At 59.3% G+C, this 20212-nt stretch carries 21 protein-coding genes and 1 tRNA gene; 11 read left to right on the forward strand and 11 right to left on the reverse strand.

Annotated elements, in window-relative coordinates:
- Positions 1-6 precede the first annotated feature (6 nt).
- On the reverse strand, positions 7-1350 hold the full coding sequence (locus tag ACQZ63_RS03135) for a chloride channel protein (RefSeq protein ID WP_162763633.1): 1344 nt from the start codon (positions 1348-1350) through the stop codon (positions 7-9).
- A 146-nt stretch (positions 1351-1496) separates the two neighbouring features.
- On the opposite strand from ACQZ63_RS03135, the gene ACQZ63_RS03140 reads away from it, so the two are divergent.
- The gene (locus ACQZ63_RS03140) at positions 1497-1769 is read left to right on the forward strand and encodes a YlcI/YnfO family protein (RefSeq protein WP_003511882.1); all 273 of its coding nucleotides are present in this window, start codon (positions 1497-1499) and stop codon (positions 1767-1769) included.
- Positions 1766-2065 (forward strand): type II toxin-antitoxin system RelE/ParE family toxin, encoded by a 300-nt coding sequence (locus ACQZ63_RS03145; protein ID WP_113555943.1) that lies wholly within the window; start codon positions 1766-1768, stop codon positions 2063-2065. Before ACQZ63_RS03140 ends, ACQZ63_RS03145 begins: the two co-directional genes overlap by 4 nt.
- Positions 2066-2068: 3 nt before the next feature.
- Here ACQZ63_RS03145 and betA read toward each other — a convergent pair whose 3' ends face one another.
- The 3 genes from betA to betI form a co-directional block, all read right to left on the reverse strand.
- Positions 2069-3718: a choline dehydrogenase gene (gene betA, locus ACQZ63_RS03150; protein WP_113555944.1), complete on the reverse strand. Its 1650-nt coding sequence runs from the start codon at positions 3716-3718 to the stop codon at positions 2069-2071.
- A gap of 71 nt (positions 3719-3789) precedes the next feature.
- On the reverse strand, positions 3790-5271 hold the full coding sequence (gene betB / locus ACQZ63_RS03155; RefSeq protein WP_113555945.1) for a betaine-aldehyde dehydrogenase: 1482 nt from the start codon (positions 5269-5271) through the stop codon (positions 3790-3792).
- An 11-nt stretch (positions 5272-5282) separates the two neighbouring features.
- Positions 5283-5903 (reverse strand): transcriptional regulator BetI, encoded by a 621-nt coding sequence (gene betI, locus ACQZ63_RS03160; RefSeq protein WP_003511878.1) that lies wholly within the window; start codon positions 5901-5903, stop codon positions 5283-5285.
- Positions 5904-6249: 346 nt separating this feature from the next.
- Here betI and ACQZ63_RS03165 point away from each other — a divergent pair, with 346 nt between their 5' ends.
- The 3 genes from ACQZ63_RS03165 (at position 6250) to ACQZ63_RS03175 (ending at position 9576) form a co-directional block, all read left to right on the forward strand.
- Positions 6250-6489, forward strand: coding sequence for a ribbon-helix-helix domain-containing protein (locus ACQZ63_RS03165; protein ID WP_025592709.1), 240 nt, complete (start codon positions 6250-6252; stop codon positions 6487-6489).
- Between the two features lie 182 nt (positions 6490-6671).
- Positions 6672-8474 carry a GGDEF domain-containing protein gene (locus tag ACQZ63_RS03170; RefSeq protein WP_013635646.1) on the forward strand — a complete coding sequence of 601 codons (1803 nt, stop codon included), beginning with the start codon at positions 6672-6674 and terminating at the stop codon, positions 8472-8474.
- 88 nt (positions 8475-8562) lie between these two features.
- Positions 8563-9576, forward strand: coding sequence for an NAD(P)H-quinone oxidoreductase (locus ACQZ63_RS03175; protein ID WP_162632936.1), 1014 nt, complete (start codon positions 8563-8565; stop codon positions 9574-9576).
- A gap of 383 nt (positions 9577-9959) precedes the next feature.
- Here the strand turns inward: ACQZ63_RS03175 and ACQZ63_RS03180 are convergent, their stop codons facing one another.
- The 5 genes from ACQZ63_RS03180 to ACQZ63_RS03200 all read right to left on the reverse strand — a co-directional run bounded on the left by ACQZ63_RS03180 (position 9960) and on the right by ACQZ63_RS03200 (position 14644).
- The gene (locus ACQZ63_RS03180; protein WP_003511873.1) at positions 9960-11000 is read right to left on the reverse strand and encodes a sulfate/molybdate ABC transporter ATP-binding protein; all 1041 of its coding nucleotides are present in this window, start codon (positions 10998-11000) and stop codon (positions 9960-9962) included.
- Positions 11001-11011: 11 nt separating this feature from the next.
- Positions 11012-11881, reverse strand: a complete 870-nt coding sequence (gene cysW / locus ACQZ63_RS03185; protein WP_003511871.1) for a sulfate ABC transporter permease subunit CysW — start codon at positions 11879-11881, stop codon at positions 11012-11014.
- Positions 11874-12731: a sulfate ABC transporter permease subunit CysT gene (gene cysT / locus ACQZ63_RS03190; RefSeq protein ID WP_038490139.1), complete on the reverse strand. Its 858-nt coding sequence runs from the start codon at positions 12729-12731 to the stop codon at positions 11874-11876. The genes cysW and cysT overlap by 8 nt, the downstream gene beginning before the upstream one ends.
- Positions 12732-12932: 201 nt before the next feature.
- Positions 12933-13958 (reverse strand): sulfate ABC transporter substrate-binding protein, encoded by a 1026-nt coding sequence (locus tag ACQZ63_RS03195; protein WP_113555946.1) that lies wholly within the window; start codon positions 13956-13958, stop codon positions 12933-12935.
- A 245-nt stretch (positions 13959-14203) separates the two neighbouring features.
- Positions 14204-14644: an RrF2 family transcriptional regulator gene (locus tag ACQZ63_RS03200; protein WP_025592702.1), complete on the reverse strand. Its 441-nt coding sequence runs from the start codon at positions 14642-14644 to the stop codon at positions 14204-14206.
- A gap of 204 nt (positions 14645-14848) precedes the next feature.
- Here ACQZ63_RS03200 and ACQZ63_RS03205 point away from each other — a divergent pair, with 204 nt between their 5' ends.
- The 3 genes from ACQZ63_RS03205 to cysN are packed head-to-tail and all read left to right on the forward strand — an operon-like array spanning position 14849 to position 18093.
- Positions 14849-15631, forward strand: coding sequence for a phosphoadenylyl-sulfate reductase (locus ACQZ63_RS03205; protein WP_162763634.1), 783 nt, complete (start codon positions 14849-14851; stop codon positions 15629-15631).
- A 27-nt stretch (positions 15632-15658) separates the two neighbouring features.
- Positions 15659-16612 (forward strand): sulfate adenylyltransferase subunit CysD, encoded by a 954-nt coding sequence (cysD, locus tag ACQZ63_RS03210; protein WP_003511863.1) that lies wholly within the window; start codon positions 15659-15661, stop codon positions 16610-16612.
- The gene (gene cysN, locus ACQZ63_RS03215) at positions 16612-18093 is read left to right on the forward strand and encodes a sulfate adenylyltransferase subunit CysN (RefSeq protein WP_003511861.1); all 1482 of its coding nucleotides are present in this window, start codon (positions 16612-16614) and stop codon (positions 18091-18093) included. The genes cysD and cysN overlap by 1 nt, the downstream gene beginning before the upstream one ends.
- Positions 18094-18172: 79 nt before the next feature.
- On the opposite strand, the gene ACQZ63_RS03220 is transcribed toward cysN, so the two are convergent.
- Positions 18173-18400, reverse strand: coding sequence for a hypothetical protein (locus ACQZ63_RS03220; RefSeq protein WP_113555947.1), 228 nt, complete (start codon positions 18398-18400; stop codon positions 18173-18175).
- Positions 18401-18503: 103 nt separating this feature from the next.
- Here ACQZ63_RS03220 and ACQZ63_RS03225 point away from each other — a divergent pair, with 103 nt between their 5' ends.
- Positions 18504-18725 (forward strand): hypothetical protein, encoded by a 222-nt coding sequence (locus tag ACQZ63_RS03225; protein ID WP_003511857.1) that lies wholly within the window; start codon positions 18504-18506, stop codon positions 18723-18725.
- Positions 18722-19042, forward strand: coding sequence for a hypothetical protein (locus ACQZ63_RS03230; RefSeq protein ID WP_112751906.1), 321 nt, complete (start codon positions 18722-18724; stop codon positions 19040-19042). The genes ACQZ63_RS03225 and ACQZ63_RS03230 overlap by 4 nt, the downstream gene beginning before the upstream one ends.
- Before the next feature lie 160 nt (positions 19043-19202).
- Here the strand turns inward: ACQZ63_RS03230 and ACQZ63_RS03235 are convergent.
- Positions 19203-19279, reverse strand: a tRNA-Pro gene (locus ACQZ63_RS03235).
- Between the two features lie 264 nt (positions 19280-19543).
- Here ACQZ63_RS03235 and ACQZ63_RS03240 point away from each other — a divergent pair.
- Positions 19544-19963 (forward strand): hypothetical protein, encoded by a 420-nt coding sequence (locus ACQZ63_RS03240; RefSeq protein WP_003511854.1) that lies wholly within the window; start codon positions 19544-19546, stop codon positions 19961-19963.
- The last annotated feature ends 249 nt before the right edge of the window (positions 19964-20212 follow it).

Genomic DNA, 20212 nt, shown 5'->3' on the forward strand with positions numbered 1-20212 from the left:
GTCGGGTCAGGTCTCAGCGGCCTGTGCTGCGCGTTTGGCGCGGATGCTCTGGGCAATAAAAACACGCGACAGGCCGTGATAGAGCGGCTCCCGGGAAAACAGTCGGGAGGTTAGATATCCCAGCATCGATGCCACCATGATGGGGATGACGCCGTCATGATTGCCGGTCATTTCGAGGATGATCACGAAAGCCGTCATGGGGGCCTGCACCACGCCCGCGAAATATCCCGCCATGCCGACAATGGCGCCAAGGCCGATGCTCGTACCCAGCAAAGTCGACATCGTACTGCCAAAGCCCGCGCCCACGGACAGCGACGGCGCGAATATACCGCCCGGAATGCCCGACATCATCGCCAGAAACGTGGCCGCCAGCTTTTCGATGAAGAAGAATGCCGGTGCGGCCTGGCCCTCGATTGCGGCGCGCGCCTGTTCGTAACCCGTTCCGAAGGTCGCGCCATCAGTTGCAATACCGATGACGGCGGAGGCAAGGCCGCAGGCGGCGGCAACCGCCAGCATCCGCCTTGACGGCATGGCCTGGGCGAAGCGCCGGATACGCGCGGACAGGCGCAGCGCCCCCGCGCTGAACAGCGCGCCGAACGCACCGCCGCCAATGCCGCAGACCAGCACGAGCAGCCAGTCCATCATGGTTTTCGCCATGACGGAACTGGTGCCAAAGTAAGTATAGCTGCCGACCAGCGCCAGCGAGGCAAGGCCGGACAGGATGACGGCGGTAAGGACGAGGCCGTTTGCCCGGGATTCGTAGGTCTTGCTCATTTCCTCGATGGCAAACACGATGCCGGCCAGCGGTGTGTTGAACGCTGCCGCAATACCCGCCGCTGATCCGGCAAGAATAAGACCTTTTGCCTGTGCCATGCCGCCCCAGCGCGCCGCCTGAAGCATGATCGAGGCCCCGACCTGCACGGTTGGTCCCTCTCTCCCGATCGACGCACCGGACAAAAGCCCGACGACCGTCAGCGCGACCTTGCCGAAAGCGAGTTTCAGCGACAGGAGCCGCGAACGATCCGCGTCGTCACGCAGGTGCCGCGCGGCGATGGCCTGGGGAATGCCGCTGCCGCCTGCATTGGGAAAAACCGTCAGCGCCAGCCAGGCGCACAGCGTGAAACCGAGCGGCGTCACGACAAGCGGCAGCAGAAACGCCCATTCGCCGGAAGATGTTGCCGAGAAGAAAAGATGCTGGGCGCGATCCGCCGCCCAGGCAAAACCGACGCTGATAAGGCCCACCGCAATCGCGCCGATCCAGAAAACCGCCCTCGGCTTCCACACCCGCCATGAACCCCACACAACACGGGAACGGCGGAGCATCTTCAGCTTTTTGTAGTCGACGGGCATGGGGATCCAGATCGGTGATTTCAGTTATTGTCGGGCGGGATGCCCTTTTATCGGCCTGCCAGCCGGCGATTGCAAGTTTTGCATTTGACTCGTTGCGACAGATGGCAGAAGCTGCGCATCGCAAATGCAACGCATGGAGAGAAAAGATGAAAACCGCAACTTTGCCTTCGCTGCGTGTAACGGCGGATTTCCGCGAGGCGGCAGAAAGCGTTCTGAAAGACGGCGAGACGCTATCGTCATTTGTCGAGGATTCGGTCCGCAGGCAGGTGGAAATCCGCAAATCGCAGGCGGAATTCATTGCGCGCGGGCTGGCGTCGCTCGAACAAGCGGAGCGAACCGGTGTCTATTATAGCACCGACGATGTTCTTTCGATGATGCAAAGAAAACTCGATGCTGCGAAAGCCGCGAAACGGAAATGACATATCAGCTTCGTTATACCGAAGAAGCACTGGCGGATTTCGATCGCATCTATGATTTTCTGATCGCATACGACATCGATGTGGCCGAGAAGGCCATTCACGCCATAAGAGCAGGATTAGACATTCTTAGCGATTTTCCCTTCAGTTGCCGTAAGGCATCTTCTGAAAACGGGCTGATACGTGAACTCCTCGTGCCGTTCGGGTCATCCGGCTATATCGTGCTGTTCCGCATCGACGGCCCGGAAACAGTCACCATTGCCGCCGTTCGCCACCAGCGCAAGGACGATTACCATTGATCCTCACCGGTCGCTGACAGCCGCGCGCGGGTTTACCCACGGCTCCTGATTGGAGCGCGGCAGCGGGGTTTTGCCAAGGATGTGGTCCGCCGCCTTTTCGCCCGTCATGATCGAGGGACCGTTCAGGTTGCCATAGGTCACGTGCGGGAAGATCGAGCTGTCGGCGACCCGCAGCCCCTCCACGCCGATCACCCGGCATTCGGGATCAACGACCGCCATGGGGTCGTTCCTGTCGCCCATGCGGCAGGTGCCGCAGGGGTGATAGGCGCTTTCCAGATGTTCGCGCAGGAAGGCGTCGATCTGTTCGTCCGTCTCCACCTTTTCGCCCGGCTGGATTTCAGGCCCGCGAAAATCGTCGAAGGCTTTCTGGCCGAAAATCTCGCGCGTGAGGCGCACGCAATGGCGGAATTTTTCCCAGTCTTCCGGGTGGCTCATATAGTTGAAGCGGATGACGGGGTCGTCATGTGGATCGGCGGAACGCAGCGTGACATTGCCGCGCGACTTCGACAGGTTGTAGCCGACATGTGCCTGAAAACCATGGCTTTTCGCAGCAGCCTTGCCATCATAGGAGATGGCGACGGGCAGGAAATGGTACTGGATGTCAGGCTGTTTCAGGCCAGGCGCTGAACGCAGGAAGGCGCAGGCCTCGAACTGGTTGGAGGCCCCTAACCCGCCTTTCGACAGCAGCCATTGCGCACCAGCGACCCCCTGCCAGAACCAGGGCAGCCAGGAGTAAAGCGACACCGGCTTGGTGGAGACTTGCTGGAAATAAAACTCCATATGGTCCTGAAGGTTTGCACCGACACCCGGCCGATCCGCCTTAACCTCTATGCCCATGTCCTTCAGATGAGCGGCAGGCCCGATGCCCGAAAGCATCAGCAATTTCGGCGAATTGAAAGACGATGCCGAGACGATGACCTCACGATCGGCCCTGATGGTTTTCACCCCGCCCCTGCGCTCGATTTCGACGCCGACGGCACGGCCGTTCTCGATGACGATCTTGCGGGCGAAGCCATTGACCAGCGTGACATTACCGCGCTTCAGCGCCGGCTTCAGATAGGCATTGGCGGCGGACCAGCGGCGGCCATTATGGATGGTCTGCTCCATCAGGCCGAAACCTTCCTGTTTGGAGCCGTTATAGTCGTCTGTCAGCTCGAAGCCTGCCTGCGCACCAGCCTGAATGAAGGCGTGGAACAGCGGATTGCTGACCGGCCCGCGCTGAACATGCAGCGGCCCATCCGTGCCGCGCCACCCCTCTTCGCCGCCATGGCTGTGTTCCATGCGCTTGAAATAAGGCAGCACATCCGCATAGGCCCAGCCATGCGCGCCCAATTCCTCCCAGCGGTTGAAATCCTCGGCATGGCCGCGCACGTAAACAAGGCCGTTAATGGAGGACGAACCGCCGATGACCTTGCCGCGTGGGGCGGTGATGCGGCGATTGTCGAGGTTCGGTTCGGGTTCGGAGAGATAGCCCCAATTGTAGCGCTTCATACTCATCGGCCAGGCGAGTGCGGCCGGCATCTGGATGAAAGGCCCGAAATCCGAGCCGCCAGCCTCAATGACAATCACCGAATAACGGCCGTCTTCCGACAGGCGATAGGCGATGGCGGAGCCTGCGGAACCGGAACCGACGATGACGTAATCTGCGTGCATGATTTGCTCTCTCTTCAATGAGCGTTGGTTCCGATTAACGGGCTGAGGGTGGCCCCCCCCCCCACCAAATCTCAATAAGGCGCGTCCACCTTCCCCGTGCTCACATAAACCGTCTTCAGCTCGCTATAATGCTCCAGCGCCGCCGCCGAATTCTCGCGCCCGAAACCAGACTGCTTGGAGCCGCCGAATGGGATTTCCACCGGGCAGAGATTGTAGGTGTTGATCCACAGCGTGCCCGCCTCCAGCTGGTCGACCACGCGATGAGCGCGGGCCAGATCGGCGGTGAAGACGCCGCCGGCAAGGCCGAATTCGGTGGCGTTGGCGCGGGCGAGAACCTCATCCTCATCATCGAAATCCAGCACGCACATGACCGGGCCGAAGATTTCCTCGCGCGCGATTGTCATGTCATCGGTGACATCGGCAAACACGGTCGGCTGCACATAGGCGCCCTCGCCTGCAACATTGTTGGGAATGCCGCCGCCGGTTACCAGCGTCGCACCCTCCGCCTTGCCCTTTTCGATATAGCCAAGCACCTTTTCCTGCTGGGCTTTGGAGACCAGCGGGCCGAGATGGGTGGCGTAATCCAGGGGGTCGCCGAGGATCATCGCCTCGGTGCGGCGCTTCAGGTTTTCGAGGAAGCGGTCCTTTGCCTTTTTCTGCACGAAAACGCGGGTACCGTTGGAGCAGACCTGACCGGAAGAATAGAAATTGCCGAGCATCGCCCCGCCGACAGCGCTTTCGATATCGGCATCGTCAAACACGATCAGCGGCGATTTGCCACCGAGTTCCATCGTCACGTGCTTCAGATGCCCGGCGGCGGCGGCCGCCACCTTGCGGCCGGTGGGCACCGAGCCGGTGAGCGAGACCTTGGCGACATCCGGGTGGTTGACCAGAAGCGGGCCGGTATCGCGATCACCCTGAATGACGTTGAACAGGCCCTTGGGCAGCCCTGCCTCGATCAGGATTTCGGCAATCTTCAGAGCGCCGAGCGGGGTGTTTTCCGAGGGCTTGAAGACCATGGCGTTGCCGGCAACGAGCGCCGGGGCCGCCTTCCAGCAGGCGATCTGCTGTGGATAGTTCCATGCGCCGATGCCGACACACACGCCGAGCGGCACGCGCTTGGTATAGGCGAAATCGCCGCCGAGCGGGATGTAGTTGCCGTTCAGCGCGGAAGGCGCGATACCGCCGAAAAATTCGAAGGCATCGGCACCCGAGGTCGGATCGGCGACGATGGTTTCCTGGATCGGCTTGCCGGTATCCAGCGTTTCGAGCGTGGAGAGCGCCTCGTTGCGTTCACGCATGATATCGGCGGCGCGTTTCAATATACGCCCGCGCGCCATGGGGCTCATTGCCGCCCATTCCTTCTGGGCGCGTTTGGCCGATGCAATGGCGCGCTCGACAATCGCGGGCGTTGCCGCATGCAGCTTTGCAATGACTTCGCCGGTGGCCGGAAAGACGCTTTCGAAAAGCGTGCCGGCATTGTCTTCGACATAGTCGCCATCAATGAAATGCGAGGCTTTGGGCTGCGCCCTGAGAGACGTCGCGATAGTCATGTCGAATACTCCTAGAGAATGCGGACGGACGGCTTCGGGCGCTGTCCATCAGGATATGGTTTGAGCTGCAAGTCGAAATAGTCTTCGACAAGGGCCGGCGCTGAGGCGAGCCCAAGCGGGGCCGAACGCAGGCTGTGCCTGATATACAGCCCGTCGATAAGGGCTGCCGCCCCTTCCGCAATGCGCGCGGCGTCATCGGGTGGACATAGCCGGTTCAGGCTTGCCATGAGGTTCGAGCGCAGGCGACGGGAATAGAGCACCAGCAGGCGGCGCGTTTCTTCCGAGCGCTGCGCCTCCACATAAAAGGCAAGCCATGCCGCCACCGTCTCGGGCGTGAACTGGTCGCTCTGGAAAGAGACGTGAACGATGGCGCTCAGCCGTTCGCGCGGGCCATTGGCGCGGGTCAGCGCCGCCACCGCATCGCGCCTCAGATCCCGCAGCAGGCTGCGGATGGTTTCCAGAAGAAGCTGCTGCTTGCTGCCGAAATAATGATGCGCAAGCGCCGGAGATACGCCCGCTTCCCGGGCAATATCCGACATTGTCACATTCAGCGAACCATGGTGGCCTATGGTGCGTAACGCCGCATCCACAAGCGCCTTGCGGCGCAAAGGCTCCATTCCGATCTTGGGCATAAGGGTCTCCTTGATGGCGGGCAAAATATTCTTGATTGATCAATCAATCAATAAAAAACGCGCCATTTCATGTCGCTGATTTGCCATGGATCAAAGAAAACCGGGCAAGGCCGGATAAGACTAGCCGCTCCCATGCTGAGGAGCCGCTCACAGGGGAAAAACTAAACCGTGATATACTGCAAATTGGGAATGGAACACGTTTCGTGCTAATATGCTGAGTGATACAAATTTCGCTGGAAGCGGCGCCAGACGAAAACTGAAAAAACGCCCGCAAGACCGCGATCCCCATCAGGTCCCGACACGGACCGGAGATGCCTTCGCAACGGTTGAACAAGGGAGTGATATCATGCCAATGGTGACAGTATCGATTTCCCCGGAACAGGCAGCAAGAATGCGCGAGGCCGTGAATAGCGGCGCCTACGCATCCGGCAGCGAGGTCGTAAGGGCCGCGCTGAGACTATGGGCGGCCTCTGCTGCCGCAACCGGCGCAGATACAGAGGCTGCAGCACCTGTCGAGGCGGATCGCGAACGCCTGAATGTTGCGGAACTTTACGCCGCTCACACCGGCCATGTGCGCCGGGCCTGAGGGCCTGCCGGATACCCCTGGCTATTGAGGGGCCCGTGACAAAACCTTCATTAAAGCTTCACAGTCGTGAAAGCTTTTGTTGACCTGTAATCTGCGATTGTCTGCTGAAAAGAGACAAGTTCCCGTGTGTGCATTTGACTTGTCATGCCACCAACGGGAACTGGCAATAGCGGAGAACAGAAATGCCGGCCGTAACGCTGGAGAACGATGTCATAAGGCGGTTTGCCTCCGGGCACATGTTTCCCATGGCGAAGCTTGTGCTTGAAACCGCGTTTCAGCCGATCGTCGAGGCGACGACGGGCACGATTTTCGGATATGAATCACTGATGCGCGGGCATGACCGGCTTGGGTTTTCCAATCCGCTCGCGCTTCTCGACCAGGCTGCCGAGGATGGCGAGCTGAAGGCCTTCGAGCAGATGCTGGCAAGCCGGGCGCTCGCTAAATTCTCCACCCTGGCGGATTTTTCCACCACCACCCTGTTCCTCAATCTCGATGTAAGGCTTATCCCGCACGGGGACGCCATTCTTGACAAGCTCGTTGGCCATCTGGCGCGGGCGGGCATTCCGGCCTCCTCCATCTGCTTTGAACTTTCCGAACGTTTCGACAATACCAGCGTGCCGGAGTTCAAGGCGCTGATCGCCCGCATGCGCAAGGAAGGTTTCAAGCTGGCGATCGACGATTTCGGCGCTGGTCACGGCGAGATGAAGCTTTTATGCGACTATCCGCTTGATTACCTGAAGATCGACCGGCATTTCATCAGCGGTGTCGATCATCTTCCGCGCAAGCAGCATCTCGTGCGCAACATCGTCAACATCGCTCATGTTCTCGGCGTCCGGGTCATTGCGGAAGGCATCGAAACCGAAGCGGAATTTCTCACCTGCCGCGAATATGGCGTCGATCTGGTGCAGGGCTGGCTGATCGCCAGGCCGACGGTTTTCACCAGCGAGCTTCCCGAGAGCTTTCCGCACCTCAACCGCGTGGGCGTGGCGCGGCGCAACAGCCAGTCGCTGGACGAAATCCTCATCCGTCGCGAAATAGAGCGTCTTCCCACCGTCTATGAGCATGACAGCGTCGACAGCGTCTTCGAATTGTTCCGCAGAAACCCGCAGCAGGCGTTTTTCCCGGTGCTCAACGCCAATGGCGAACCGCGCGGCGTCATCAACGAATATCACCTCAAGGAATACATCTACCGACCTTTCGGGCGCGATCTCCTCAAGAACAAGATCTACGAGCGCACCATTTCCCACTTCGTCGATCCTGCGCCGATCGTGGGTCTCGACGCCGATGCCGATCAACTGATGAACATGTTCGCCAGCATGGGCGGCAGCGCCTGCATCATCCTGACCGAAAACATGCGTTACGCCGGCATCGTCTCAGCCGCATCACTCATCAAGGTCATCAATGAAAAACAGCTCAAGATGGCGCAGGACCAGAACCCGCTGACGGCGCTGCCGGGCAACCGCGCCATCGGCGGCTTCATCGCCGACAGCTGCGGCGATGGCGATGAGACCCGTTTCTTCTGCTATTGCGATTTCGACAATTTCAAACCCTTCAACGATAAATACGGCTTCAATGCCGGTGACCACGCCATCACCCTGTTTTCCGCACTGATGCGTCGCTACTTTTTCGCCGGCGACTGCTTTCTCGGCCATATCGGCGGCGACGACTTCTTCGTCGGCGTGCGTGACTGGGCGGTGGAGGAACTGACGGAAATCCTCGAGCGGCTGCTCAGCGATTTTCACGGTGAAGTGGCCGAACTCTATTCGCCAGAGGACCGTCAGGCTGGTCGCATGGTCGGGCTGGACCGTCGCGGCAATGAGCGGGATTTTGCCCTGCTGCGTTGCTCCATCGGCGTTCTCACATTGCCAAAAGGTTTGATCATCGCCAATCCCGAGCGCATCGGCAGCGAGATCGCCGGCATCAAGACAGCCGCGAAAGAAAACGAAGGCGGCCTCGTCATCCGGGTGTTTGGGGAGACAAAATGACATCAGCGACAAAGGGCCTCCTTCCCTAAGCGGTACATCTGTCCTAAATCTTCAGGTAACGCCGACAAATGAGGAATTGCCCCTGGCCATGCCCGAAAATGTGACCCTGCCCGAAAAAATGCGCTTCATCGACCTTCCCTCCCATGGTGGCCCGGAGGTGATGCAGCTTTCGCAAGCACCTTTGCCAACCCCCGCCAGAGGCGAAATCCTGGTGAGGGTCGAGGCGGCCGGCGTCAACCGCCCCGATGTCGCGCAGAGGCAGGGCGCCTATCCGCCGCCGAAGGACGCAAGCCCGATCCTCGGCCTCGAAATTGCCGGAGAAGTGGTGGCGCTCGGCGAAGGCGTCAGCGAATTCAAACCTGGCGACAAGGTCTGCGCGCTCGCCAATGGCGGCGGTTATGCGCAATATTGCACCGTGCCGGCCGGTCAGGCCCTGCCCTTCCCCAAGGGGTACGACGCCGTCAAGGCCGCCGCGCTGCCGGAAACCTTCTTCACCGTCTGGGCCAATCTCTTCCAGATGGCGGGCCTGACCGAAGGCGAAAGCGTGCTCATCCACGGCGGCACCAGCGGTATCGGCACAACCGCCATCCAGCTCGCCAAAGCCTTCGGCGCTGATGTCTATGCGACGGCGGGTTCTGCGGAAAAATGCGAGGCCTGCGTCAAGCTTGGTGCCAAACGGGCCATCAATTACCGCGACGAGGATTTCACCGCCGTCATCAAGGCCGAGACCGATGGCAAGGGTGTCGATGTGGTTCTCGACATGATCGGTGCGGCCTATTTCGAAAAGAACATTGCCGCACTCGCCAAGGATGGCTGTCTGTCCATCATCGCCTTTCTGGGCGGCGCCGTGGCTGAAAAGGTCGATCTGCGGCCAATCATGGTCAAACGCCTGACCGTCACCGGCTCCACCATGCGGCCACGTACCGCTGACGAGAAACGCGCCATCCGTGATGAGCTTATCGAACAGGTCTGGCCACTCATCGAAAGCGGCAAGGTTACGCCTGTCATCAACAAGGTCTTCACGCTGGACGAAGTTGTGGAGGCCCACCGGCTGATGGAAACCAGCAATCATATCGGCAAGATCGTGATGCGAGTGTCCTGATCAGACCTCTTGCATTAATGACGAATCGTACTACCTTCTAGTTATGTTCAACGTATCGGAAGGAGGTGATCCAATGTCTAATGAGATTTCGGTCTCTGGTGCAGGCAATGGAAAGGGTGGGTTTTCGACGGGGCAGCCCTCGGCGTAAAAACCTCTTGCCTTCGGAACGTTGAGAAACAGTCCCGGGTCTGTAAACAGGACCAAGCTCATGGAAGGGTCGCCTCTGGCGACCCTTTTCCGTTTCTGGGGTTATCGGCGCGTTTACCCGGTTCCCTCATCTCTGTGCTTGTCACAGAGATCCAGCCAGACCAAGTGTTTGGGCTGAATGGATACCGGCTCAAGGCCAGTATGACGGGGAACCGCCAGCTGCAGCCGCATCTGCCCTACTTCTTGCCAAACACCTTCCACCGTGTCGGACGAAACCGCAGTTCGGCACCTACCGCCACGGCGGCGTTGAGCGGCACCTCGATTTCGAGGTGATAGGGGTCATGGCCGTTATTGGCGATGTCGATTTCGGCGATGCGGGTGCCGGCGAGGCGGCGACAGGTGGTAACCTTGCCGTAAAGCGCGTTTTTCTCGTCGGTCAACACCACATCTTCCGGACGGAAGAACAGCTCGCCCTCACCTGCGCCATTTTCGGCGACGCCGATGCTCTCGCCCTGAAACACCACCTGGCCGTCGCGGATCGTCACCGGCAGGCTGGAGGATTCGCCGATGAAGGAGAAGACGAACGGGGAATTGGGCGTGTCGTAGACGTCATCCGCCGTGCCGACCTGTTCGATCTTGCCCTGGCTCATGACGACGACGCGGTCGGCCAGTTCCAGTGCTTCTTCCTGATCGTGGGTAACGAAGACGGTGGTGTGGCCCGTGCGGTCGTGGAACTCGCGCAGCCAGCGGCGCAGTTCCTTGCGCACCTTGGCATCGAGTGCGCCGAAGGGTTCATCGAGCAGCAGCACCTTCGGCTCGATGGCGACTGCGCGGGCAAGTGCCACGCGCTGACGCTGGCCGCCGGAAAGCTGGGTGGGGTAGCGCTTTTCGAGGCCGGTCAGATGCACCATGTCCAGAAGCTCCGAAACTCGCCTGCGGATCTCCGCTTTCGGCGGGCGGGAGGCGGAAGGGCGCACCTTCAGGCCGAAGGCGATGTTGTCGGCAACCGTCATGTGGCGGAACAGGGCGTAGTGCTGAAACACAAAACCGACATTGCGCTCCTGCACCGAGCGGTGCGAGGCATCCTCATCGCCAAAGAAGATGCGGCCTTGGGTCGGCTGCTCCAGGCCGGCGATGAGGCGCAGCAGCGTCGTCTTGCCGGAACCGGAGGGACCGAGCAGCGCGATCAGCTCGCCGGAACGAATGTCGAGCGACACGTCGTTCAGCGCCGGAAAGCGATCAAACTGCTTGGTGATGCCGGAAACTTTCACTTCCATGAATATGCCTTTCAATGCTTGCCGGCTGCGTTGCCCGCGCCAAAGCGTATTTCGAGAATGGTTTTGAGAACGAGTGTCACGAGCGCCAGGCCAGCCAGCAGCGTCGCCACCGCGAAGGCCGCGCCGATATTGTACTCATTATAGAGTATCTCGACATGCAGCGGCATGGTGTTGGTCTCGCCGCGAATATGGCCTGATACGACAGAGACGGCGCCGAACTCGCCCATGGCGCGGGCGTTGCAGAGCAGCACCCCGTAGAGCAGTCCCCATTTGATATTCGGCAGCGTGACATACCAGAAGGTCTGCCAGCCGGTTGCGCCAAGCGAGATCGCCGCCTCCTCATCGCCATTGCCCTGCTCCTGCATCAGCGGGATCAGTTCACGCGCGACGAAGGGAAAGGTGACGAAGATGGTGGCTAGCACGATGCCCGGAACAGCAAAGAGGATTTCGATGCCATAACTCTTCAGCCATGGCCCGAGCACGCTGTGCGAAGAGAACAGGATGACATAAACCAGACCCGATATGACCGGCGAGATCGAGAACGGCAGGTCGATCAGCGTTATCAGGAATGCCTTGCCCTTGAACTCGAATTTCGCAATCGCCCAGGCGGCTGCGACACCGAAGATAAGGTTGAGCGGCACCGAAATGGCGGCGACAAGCAGTGTCAGACGGATGGCGGAGAGTGCATCCGGCTCGACGATCGCTTCCCAGAAGGCATCGGCGCCTTTGCGAAATGCCTCGAAGAACACCGATACCAGCGGCAGCACGAGGAAAGCCGCAAGGAATAGGAAGGCAATGGCAATCAGCACCAGCCGGGCAGGCAGGCTCTCGCTGGCGGGATCGCGGAACGGTCGGGACGAGGTGCGGGAAGCATCAGACATAACCGTACCTCTTGCGGCTCCAGGCCTGAATGAGATTGATGAGGAACAGCATGGCGAAGGAAATGATCAGCATGATGGTGGCGATGGCCGTCGCGCCCGCATAATTGAACTCCTCCAGCCGTATGACGATGAGGAGCGGTGCGATTTCCGAGACGTAAGGAATATTGCCGGCGATGAAGATGACCGAACCGTACTCTCCGATACCACGCGCGAAGGCGAGTGCGAAGCCCGTCAGGATGGCGGGCGTGAGGCTTGGCAGCAGCACCCGGCTGATGGTCTGGAAACGGTTGGCGCCGAGCGTTGCCGCCACCTCCTCCACCTGCCGGTCTATTTCTTCCATGACCGGCTGCACGGTGCGGACCACGAATGGCAGGCCGATGAAGATCAGCGCGATGACGATACCGGTCGGCGTAAACGCGATCTTGATGCCGAAGGGTTCGAACAGCGAGCCAACCCAGCCGCGATTGGCATAAAGCGTGGTGAGCGCGATGCCGGCAACCGCCGTCGGCAGGGCAAAGGGCAGATCCACGATGGCATCAACGAAACGCCGGCCGGGAAAACGATACCGCGTGAGAACCCAGGCGACGATGACGCCAAAAACAGCGTTCACCAGTGCGGCGATGAAGGCGGTGCCGAAACTGACGCGCAGCGCATTCAGCGTACGGCTATCGACAGCGATCGCAATAAAATCTGCAAAACCAAGTTTCGCCGTGGACCAGACGAGGCCGCCGAGCGGAATAAGAATGATGAGAAACAGATAGACGACCGTGTAACCGAACGTCAGGCCGAAGCCGGGTATCACGCTCGATTGACGCCACTTCCACCTGTTTCCGGATGTATTATTGCTCATCAACGCTCCGGATAATCTTTAGTTTGGCACATTTCCGGACAGAAAACCGGGGTCCACTTTTCCTGGAAATGCTCTCTGGGAGCCGGTGTTCCCCGGCCTTGTTATAAAGGATCGACCGGCACGGTGTCCGGTCGATCGATTTGTCGTTTTTCAAGTTCCCTTAAGCGGGTTGGGCGGATTTGTCTTCAGCCCATCTTCCGCTTACTTGGCGGGCTTGTAAATCTGGTCGAAGATGCCGCCGTCACCGAAATGTTCAGGCTGCGCCTTGGCCCAACCGCCAAACTGCGGATCGTCGATGGTGACGAGCTTGATGTCGGGCAGCTGCTTCAGCAGATCCTTGGAAACAACTGCGGGGTTCGAAGGACGATAGAAGTGCTTCGCCGCGATATTCTGACCTTCGTCGGAATAGAGATATTGCAGATAGGCTTCCGCCGCCTTGCGGGTGCCCTTGGCGTCGACGTTCGCGTCAACCACGGCGACCGGCGGCTCGGCGAGGATCGAGATTGGCGGCACGATGATGTCGAAGGCATCCGCGCCGAATTCCTGACCGGCCAGATAGGCTTCGTTTTCCCAGGCCAGCAGCACGTCGCCGATCTGGCGCTGCGCAAATGTGACCGTGGAGCCGCGGGCACCGGTATCGAGCACCGGAGCGCGCTTGTAGAGTTCGCCGACATAGGCCTTGATCTTGTCCTGATCGCCCTTGAACTCTTCATTCGCCCATGCCCAGGCGGCAATGTAATTCCAGCGTGCGCCACCAGAGGTCTTGGGGTTCGGGGTAACGATCTGCACGTCGCCCTTTACCAGATCGCCCCAGTTATGGATGCCCTTCGGGTTGCCCTTGCGGACGAGGAACACGATGGTGGAGGTGTAGGGCGAGGAATTATGCGGCAGGCGGCCGCGCCAGTCCTTGTTGATCTTGCCGGAATTCTGGACGATGGCATCGATATCGCTCTGCAGCGCCAGCGTCACCACATCGGCTTCCAGACCGTCGATGACCGAGCGAGCCTGCTTGCCGGAGCCGCCATGCGACTGCTGGATCGTGACATCCTCACCGGTATCGGCCTTCCACTTCTTGGCGAAGGCTTCGTTGAAATCCTTGTAGAGTTCGCGGGTCGGATCATAGGACACGTTAAGCAGCTTGGTCTGCGCGGCAGCCGAGCCGACACCTCCCAGAGCCAGCGATAGACCGAGAGCGAAAACGCTCAAACCGGACAGAAGCTTGGACATCGGTATTCCCTCCTGATGAAGATGGCTTAACTCTACTGGACCGGTAGAGTTGGTCAATGAGGCCGAATACGATCGAAAAAGTGTTTCCCGAGAGCGTTTCCACGGGCAACAAATACAGCGCAGCATAGGCGAAAGGCGCAACAAGCGTCGTGTAAAACTTTGCTGAATGCAAAACCGTTTCACATTTTTGACGATTTTTTGGCGTTACGGCGAAAAATATTCAGGGGTTTTAGACGATTTTTTCGTCAGGCCGTCAAAAGTTCGGGCACTTCCACGCCTGCAACGGCATCCGCAACGGTGGTGTTGAAAAGGATATTGCGGGTGGCATCGGCCACGCGGGCGAAGACGTGGCGTATTTCGCACTGCTTTTCGCCATCGCAATCCTCGCACCGGCGATAGGCGGTCTGCGACAGGCAGGGCAAGGGAGCGAGCGGCCCGTCGATGAGGCGCAGCACCTCGCCGAAGGTGATATCGGCAGCCGGGCGCGCCAGCAAATAACCACCCTGCTTGCCGCGCCTGCTTTCGACGATGCGTTCCTTCTTCATTTCGAGAAGGATCTGTTCAAGGAATTTTTTCGGAATGGCCTGTTCGCGGGCAATATCGGAAATTTGCACAGGACAGCCGCCGTCGGCCTTTGCCAGCGAAAGAAGCGCCCTCAGCGCATATTTTGCCTTCTGCGAAATCATCGTGAAACCAGTAGAACACAAGCCCGGATACCCGGCAATTCCGGCTTAGCGCAGAAGTTGTCACAATTCAAATCCAAGCTGCAAAGAAGGTGAACGGGCATCTTTTGCTCATAGATCGTGCGCGTGAGGCATTTTTGCTCTGAAGTGCAGCGCACAAAGACTGTCATTTCTGTTCCAGAGGCCCGATTTCAACAATAATCGGCCATGGAAATCCCGGACGTGACAATGACGATCAATTCAGCAAATGCCTCTGCCGATACCGCTTCCCTCGACGCCACGCTTGCCGGGCTCGATCTTGCGGGACGACTTTCCTTTATCGCCGGTCTTGGCGGCCATGCGGTCTTCACCACCAGCCTCGGCATCGAGGATCAGGTCATCACGGCGGCCATCGGCACCCACCGGTTGCCGATCGACGTCGTGACGCTGGAAACCGGCCGGCTCTTCAAGGAAACCGTCGATCTCATCGAGGAAACCGAGGAACGCTTCGGCATCGACATCCGTCGCTTTCGGCCCGAACAGGACGATATCGACGCCTATGCCGAAAAATACGGCCTCAACGGTTTTTACGAAAGCATCGAGGCCCGTCACGCCTGCTGTCATGTCAGAAAGCTGATCCCGCTCGGCAAGGCGCTGGAAGGTGCCACCTTCTGGATCACCGGGCTCCGCCGCGGCCAGTCGGGCAATCGTGCGACCACACCTTTTGCCGAATTCGACGCTGAGCGTAATCTGATCAAGGTCAATGCCTTGGCGGACTGGGACATCGACCAGATCAAGGCCTATGTCGCTTCTGAAAACATTCCCGTCAATCCGTTGCATGCGCGTGGTTACCCCTCCATCGGCTGCGAGCCGTGTACACGCGCTATCAAGCCCGGCGAGCCTGAGCGCGCCGGACGATGGTGGTGGGAAAACGACGAGAAGCGCGAATGCGGTCTTCACGTCGCCGGTGCGGACCAGACGTCCGCCATTTCCGCCATCCCACAACGATAATCATTCAGACCAGTTCCGGAGTTTAAAATGTCCAACGCAGTCCACGAGACGGACAGCAAGAATACTGTCGCATCCAAGCCGCCGCTCGATCCGCATCTGAAGGCGCTTGAAAACGAAGCCATTCATATCTTCCGCGAAGTCGCCGCCGAATTCGACAATCCCGTGATGCTCTATTCCATCGGTAAGGATTCGTCCGTGCTGCTGCATTTGGCGCGCAAGGCATTCTTCCCAGGCCGCGTGCCCTTCCCGCTGCTGCACGTCAATACGGGCTGGAAATTCAAGGAAATGATCGAATTCCGCGACAAGATCGTCAAGGAATATGACCTCGATCTCATCTCCTATACAAACCCGCGCGGCGCGAGCGAAAACGTGACGCCCTTCACCCACGGTTCGGCGCTCTACACCGACATCATGAAGACGGAAGCGCTGCGCCAGGCGCTGGACGCCGGTCAGTTCGATGCCGCCTTCGGCGGTGCGCGCCGCGACGAGGAAGCAAGCCGCGCCAAGGAGCGCATCTATTCCTTCCGCACGCCGGACCACAAGTGGGACCCGCGCAACCAGCGCCCTGAGCTGTGGAACATCTATAACGGCATGGTCCGCAAGGGCGAAAGCGTGCGCGCCTTCCCGCTCTCCAACTGGACCGAAGTCGATATCTGGCGTTACATCGAGGCGGAAAACATTCCGCTGGTGCCGCTCTATTACGCTGCCGAGCGCCCCTATATCGAGCGTGACGGCATGATGATCCTTGCCGAAGACGAGCGGCTGGAGCTGCTGCCCGGCGAAGAGATCCAGCACGGCTCGATCCGCTTCCGCACGCTCGGCTGCTTCCCGCTGACCGGCGCGATCCACTCCGAGGCGGCGACGCTTCAGGAGGTCATCGCAGAGCTGGAAATCGCCACCGTTTCCGAGCGGCAGGGCCGCGCCATCGATCGAGACCAGTCCGGCTCGATGGAGAAGAAGAAGCGCGAGGGCTATTTCTGATGACCGCCGCTGCTACCAACACCGCCTCCACGGCCACCATTCTGCCCTTTGCCGAACATTCGAAGGCGACGCGTGATACGCGCCCGCTTCGTCTCATCACCTGCGGCAGCGTCGATGATGGCAAATCGACCCTGATCGGCCGTCTCCTGTGGGACACCAAGGCCGTCAAGGAAGATCAGGCCGCCACCCTGCACCGCGATAGCGGCAAGCAGAACGATCTCGGCCTGCCAGATTTCGCGCTGCTGCTCGACGGTTTGCAGGCAGAGCGCGAACAGGGCATCACCATCGATGTCGCTTATCGCTATTTCTCAACCGACCGGCGCGCCTTCATCGTGGCCGACACGCCCGGCCATGAGCAATATACCCGTAACATGGCGACCGGCGCTTCCACGGCCGATCTCGCCGTACTTTTGGTCGATGCGCGCACCGGCATTCTGGAACAGACACGCCGACACGCCACCATCGCGGCGCTGATGGGCATCCGGCAATTCGTGCTGGCCATCAACAAGATCGACCTGACGAATTACGACAAGGCTGGTTTTGAACTGATCGCCCACGAATTCCGCGATTTCGCCTCCGACCTCGGCATCAAGCAGATCACAGCCATTCCAATGTCGGCGCTGAAGGGCGAAAACGTCGTGCTATCAGGCAAGGCCTCCATGCCCTGGTATGAAGGCCCGACGCTGGTCGAAACGCTGGAGCTTGCCACGGTGCGCTCGGCGCAATCGGGTGGTTTCCGCTTCCCCGTACAGCGCGTGTCGCGCCCCGGCGAAAGTTTCCGCGGTTATCAGGGCACGGTTGCCGGCGGCTCGGTCAAGCCGGGCGATAGCGTTGTCGTGCTGCCGTCGGGCATGGTCGCGAATGTCAAGCAGATCGTCACTTTCGATCTGGTGCGTAACGCCGCCGTTGCTGGTGACGCGGTCACGCTCGTTCTCGACCGTCAGGTGGACGTCTCGCGCGGCGACATGATCGTGTCCATCGAGGCACAACCGCAGACAGGGCTTGCCTTCGACGCGCAGATCGTGGCGTTGCAGCCGGGTGGCATCGAGGCTGGCAAACGTTACTGGCTGAAAAGCGGCAGCCGCCGCCAGCGCGTCAGCGTGCAGCCAGTCAGCCAGCTCAACCTGAAAGAAGGCGAATGGCAGGCGCACGAGACATCGCTGCCGATGAACGCCATCGGCAAGGTGCGGCTCTCCTTCGACGAGACGGCAATCTTCGATGCCTATGAGCAGAACCGGGCAACCGGCTCCTTCATCCTGATCGACCCCGACACCAATAACACGGTGGCGGGTGGCATGATTGCCGGAAAACGCAGCGTTGGCGCGACGGAAGAACAGGGTGACCGCGTCATTCTCTCCCTGCCCGCCCATCTGGCCGAGAAGCTTCTGGCAAGCGAACTGCTGGCCAAGCACCGCGACGAGATCGACATCCGCCGCACGGATGGTGCGACAGCCTCACGGCTGATCAGCGATCTGGACTGACAGACACCCGCGCACAACAAAAAGGCGACCGTCCAAGCGGTCGCCTTTTTTGTTTGAAAGCCTTTGGATCAGGCCTCGTTTAAAATACGAACATGTAAAGCAGAATGATCACAAAAATCGGAACACCCATCGCCCACAGTGCAATACCTTTTAGCATCTTATCCTCCATCGTTGTTGTGGTGGGATAACGGTTGAGGCGCAGTTGCGTTCCCTGCGACTGCGCTGACGACGGGTTCATCGCAGTCGATAACGTCAAACGCATCAAGTTTTCGACGCTTGTCAGAGCCGAGAAGATGGCCAGCGTCATGGCGCTGTGTTCAGGCCCGGTTAATGACCGACAACTCACTCTCTCAGCAATGGAACTGCGTGGTTCAGCGCACGTTAGTGTCCGTCATTGGGAGATGAAGATTATGAAAATTCTGACTGCAGCGATCTGCCTGGTTTCGGTGGGCATCCTAAGCGGCTGTGTCGATGATCGGGGCTACCGTAGCGGCGGATATTATACGACGGGCGTGTACTACCGCACCTATGAACGCGATCGCCACTACCGTGACTATGACCGTCGCGACTGGCGCGACCGGAGGGATTGGCGTGATCGTCGCGACTGGCGCGGTGATTACCGCTACCGATGATCGACTGGACCTACATTCAAGACCATTGGGATTGGGCAGGGCACATTCTAGAGGCCGTCATCATGGCGGCGATTGTCGCCGTTCTGTTTCGCCTGCTCGTTAGCTGGCGAAACGCGTGGATAATCGGGCTGGCCTTCGCCACCGGTCATTTTCATGGCCGGGAAAAGCGGGACTACGAGGTGTCCGTAGAAATGCCTCCTCCCCATGTGGACGGTTATTACTTCTGGAATTGGTCCTGGGATGGTTTAACCGACTTCTGGCCGACGGCTGTTGTTTGCGTTTTGCTCATTCTCCCGTTGGCAAGGAGGAGAAATTGACCTTCCGTGCAATCACCAAAGTCGTGATTTGCAGTTGCGGACGCCGAATGCGTTTACCCGTCCGGTTTTAAACGGTCAGGTCTCCGTGCGATGCCTTGATCCAAGGATCTTCAGAAGTGTTGGGATCATTTGAAAGCCCCGGGAAATATTGGGCTTAAGCTGGTCGGAGTGAGAGGATTCGAACCTCCGACCCCGTCGTCCCGAACGACGTGCGCTACCAGACTGCGCTACACTCCGTGACCAGCGGCGCTTCTATAGACCAGCCTCCAGCATTCGACAAGCGGCATATTGCATTTTTTGTGACAAGTTTTCAACGCGCTGCGAAGAGCGGTCGCCAAGTGCCTGCCGCACCGGGCGGCGTGTGTGAAAACGTTACAAAAAAGCAATTGTGGCAGGAAATTTTCGTCAAGCGGCACAGCTCCCCTGCCCGTCGCCGCCAAATCTGCTAGGGGAACGTAATGACCGGCGGGAAGCCGGACACGGCACAAAGGACATTTCACCATGCTATTTCGCAGCGTAACGCTCGCAGGGCTCGCCATTGCGCTCTCCGCCTGCACGACATCGACGGGCTCTGCCCCTTCCTTCACCCAGAAGAGCCCCGTTGAAACGCGGTGGGTCGGTCAGTCCGCAGGTATTTTCTTTGCAAAATTCGGCCCGCCGCTGAGCGACACGGAAACCGGCAGCTCGACCATCTATAACTGGCGCGGCGGTTACAAGAAGGCCACCATTCCGGCCAAGTTCGAAGAAGGCAAGGACGGCAAGAAGGGTCGCCAGATTTCGCCCGCCCGCACCGCCTCGCTCTCCTGCACGGTTCAGCTCACCGTCTCCAGCGACTACACGATCACTTCGGTACGCACGGTTTCCGACCGCCCCGGCGTCAACGGCCCGAGCTATTGCGCGGAATTCCTCGCCGCAAACTGAGTTTTCGTCCAGCAGACGAAACGAGCCAAGGCCTGCCCTAACCGGCGGGCCTTTTCACTTTTTTGCGATTATTCTTATTTTTTCTGAATTTTTTTCACACGGACCAGCGCGACCTGATCCGCCAAGCGCGGCAAACGCCGAATTGACGGCGTTTTCGCGATATTCGCGCTTGAGACACTTTCAACCGTTTGAAAGCACCGTCTAATCCTCGCGACCACAAAAATGACAATCCGCAAAATGGCAAAAACA

Source organism: Agrobacterium sp. CG160-95 (genome assembly GCF_053521725.1).

Coding starts and splice junctions, on each gene's coding strand:
- ACQZ63_RS03195 (WP_113555946.1), bottom strand. CDS start 13,958: ATGTCCAAGCTTCTGTCCGGTTTGAGCGTTTTCGCTCTCGGTCTATCG.
- ACQZ63_RS03140 (WP_003511882.1), top strand. CDS start 1,497: ATGAAAACCGCAACTTTGCCTTCGCTGCGTGTAACGGCGGATTTCCGC.
- cysT (WP_038490139.1), bottom strand. CDS start 12,731: ATGAGCAATAATACATCCGGAAACAGGTGGAAGTGGCGTCAATCGAGC.
- betA (WP_113555944.1), bottom strand. CDS start 3,718: ATGCACGCAGATTACGTCATCGTCGGTTCCGGTTCCGCAGGCTCCGCC.
- ACQZ63_RS03175 (WP_162632936.1), top strand. CDS start 8,563: ATGCCCGAAAATGTGACCCTGCCCGAAAAAATGCGCTTCATCGACCTT.
- ACQZ63_RS03225 (WP_003511857.1), top strand. CDS start 18,504: ATGAAAATTCTGACTGCAGCGATCTGCCTGGTTTCGGTGGGCATCCTA.
- ACQZ63_RS03230 (WP_112751906.1), top strand. CDS start 18,722: ATGATCGACTGGACCTACATTCAAGACCATTGGGATTGGGCAGGGCAC.
- ACQZ63_RS03240 (WP_003511854.1), top strand. CDS start 19,544: ATGCTATTTCGCAGCGTAACGCTCGCAGGGCTCGCCATTGCGCTCTCC.
- cysW (WP_003511871.1), bottom strand. CDS start 11,881: ATGTCTGATGCTTCCCGCACCTCGTCCCGACCGTTCCGCGATCCCGCC.
- ACQZ63_RS03165 (WP_025592709.1), top strand. CDS start 6,250: ATGCCAATGGTGACAGTATCGATTTCCCCGGAACAGGCAGCAAGAATG.
- ACQZ63_RS03170 (WP_013635646.1), top strand. CDS start 6,672: ATGCCGGCCGTAACGCTGGAGAACGATGTCATAAGGCGGTTTGCCTCC.
- ACQZ63_RS03200 (WP_025592702.1), bottom strand. CDS start 14,644: ATGATTTCGCAGAAGGCAAAATATGCGCTGAGGGCGCTTCTTTCGCTG.
- ACQZ63_RS03180 (WP_003511873.1), bottom strand. CDS start 11,000: ATGGAAGTGAAAGTTTCCGGCATCACCAAGCAGTTTGATCGCTTTCCG.
- ACQZ63_RS03205 (WP_162763634.1), top strand. CDS start 14,849: ATGGAAATCCCGGACGTGACAATGACGATCAATTCAGCAAATGCCTCT.
- ACQZ63_RS03135 (WP_162763633.1), bottom strand. CDS start 1,350: ATGCCCGTCGACTACAAAAAGCTGAAGATGCTCCGCCGTTCCCGTGTT.
- cysD (WP_003511863.1), top strand. CDS start 15,659: ATGTCCAACGCAGTCCACGAGACGGACAGCAAGAATACTGTCGCATCC.
- betI (WP_003511878.1), bottom strand. CDS start 5,903: ATGCCCAAGATCGGAATGGAGCCTTTGCGCCGCAAGGCGCTTGTGGAT.
- ACQZ63_RS03220 (WP_113555947.1), bottom strand. CDS start 18,400: ATGACGCTGGCCATCTTCTCGGCTCTGACAAGCGTCGAAAACTTGATG.
- betB (WP_113555945.1), bottom strand. CDS start 5,271: ATGACTATCGCGACGTCTCTCAGGGCGCAGCCCAAAGCCTCGCATTTC.
- ACQZ63_RS03145 (WP_113555943.1), top strand. CDS start 1,766: ATGACATATCAGCTTCGTTATACCGAAGAAGCACTGGCGGATTTCGAT.
- cysN (WP_003511861.1), top strand. CDS start 16,612: ATGACCGCCGCTGCTACCAACACCGCCTCCACGGCCACCATTCTGCCC.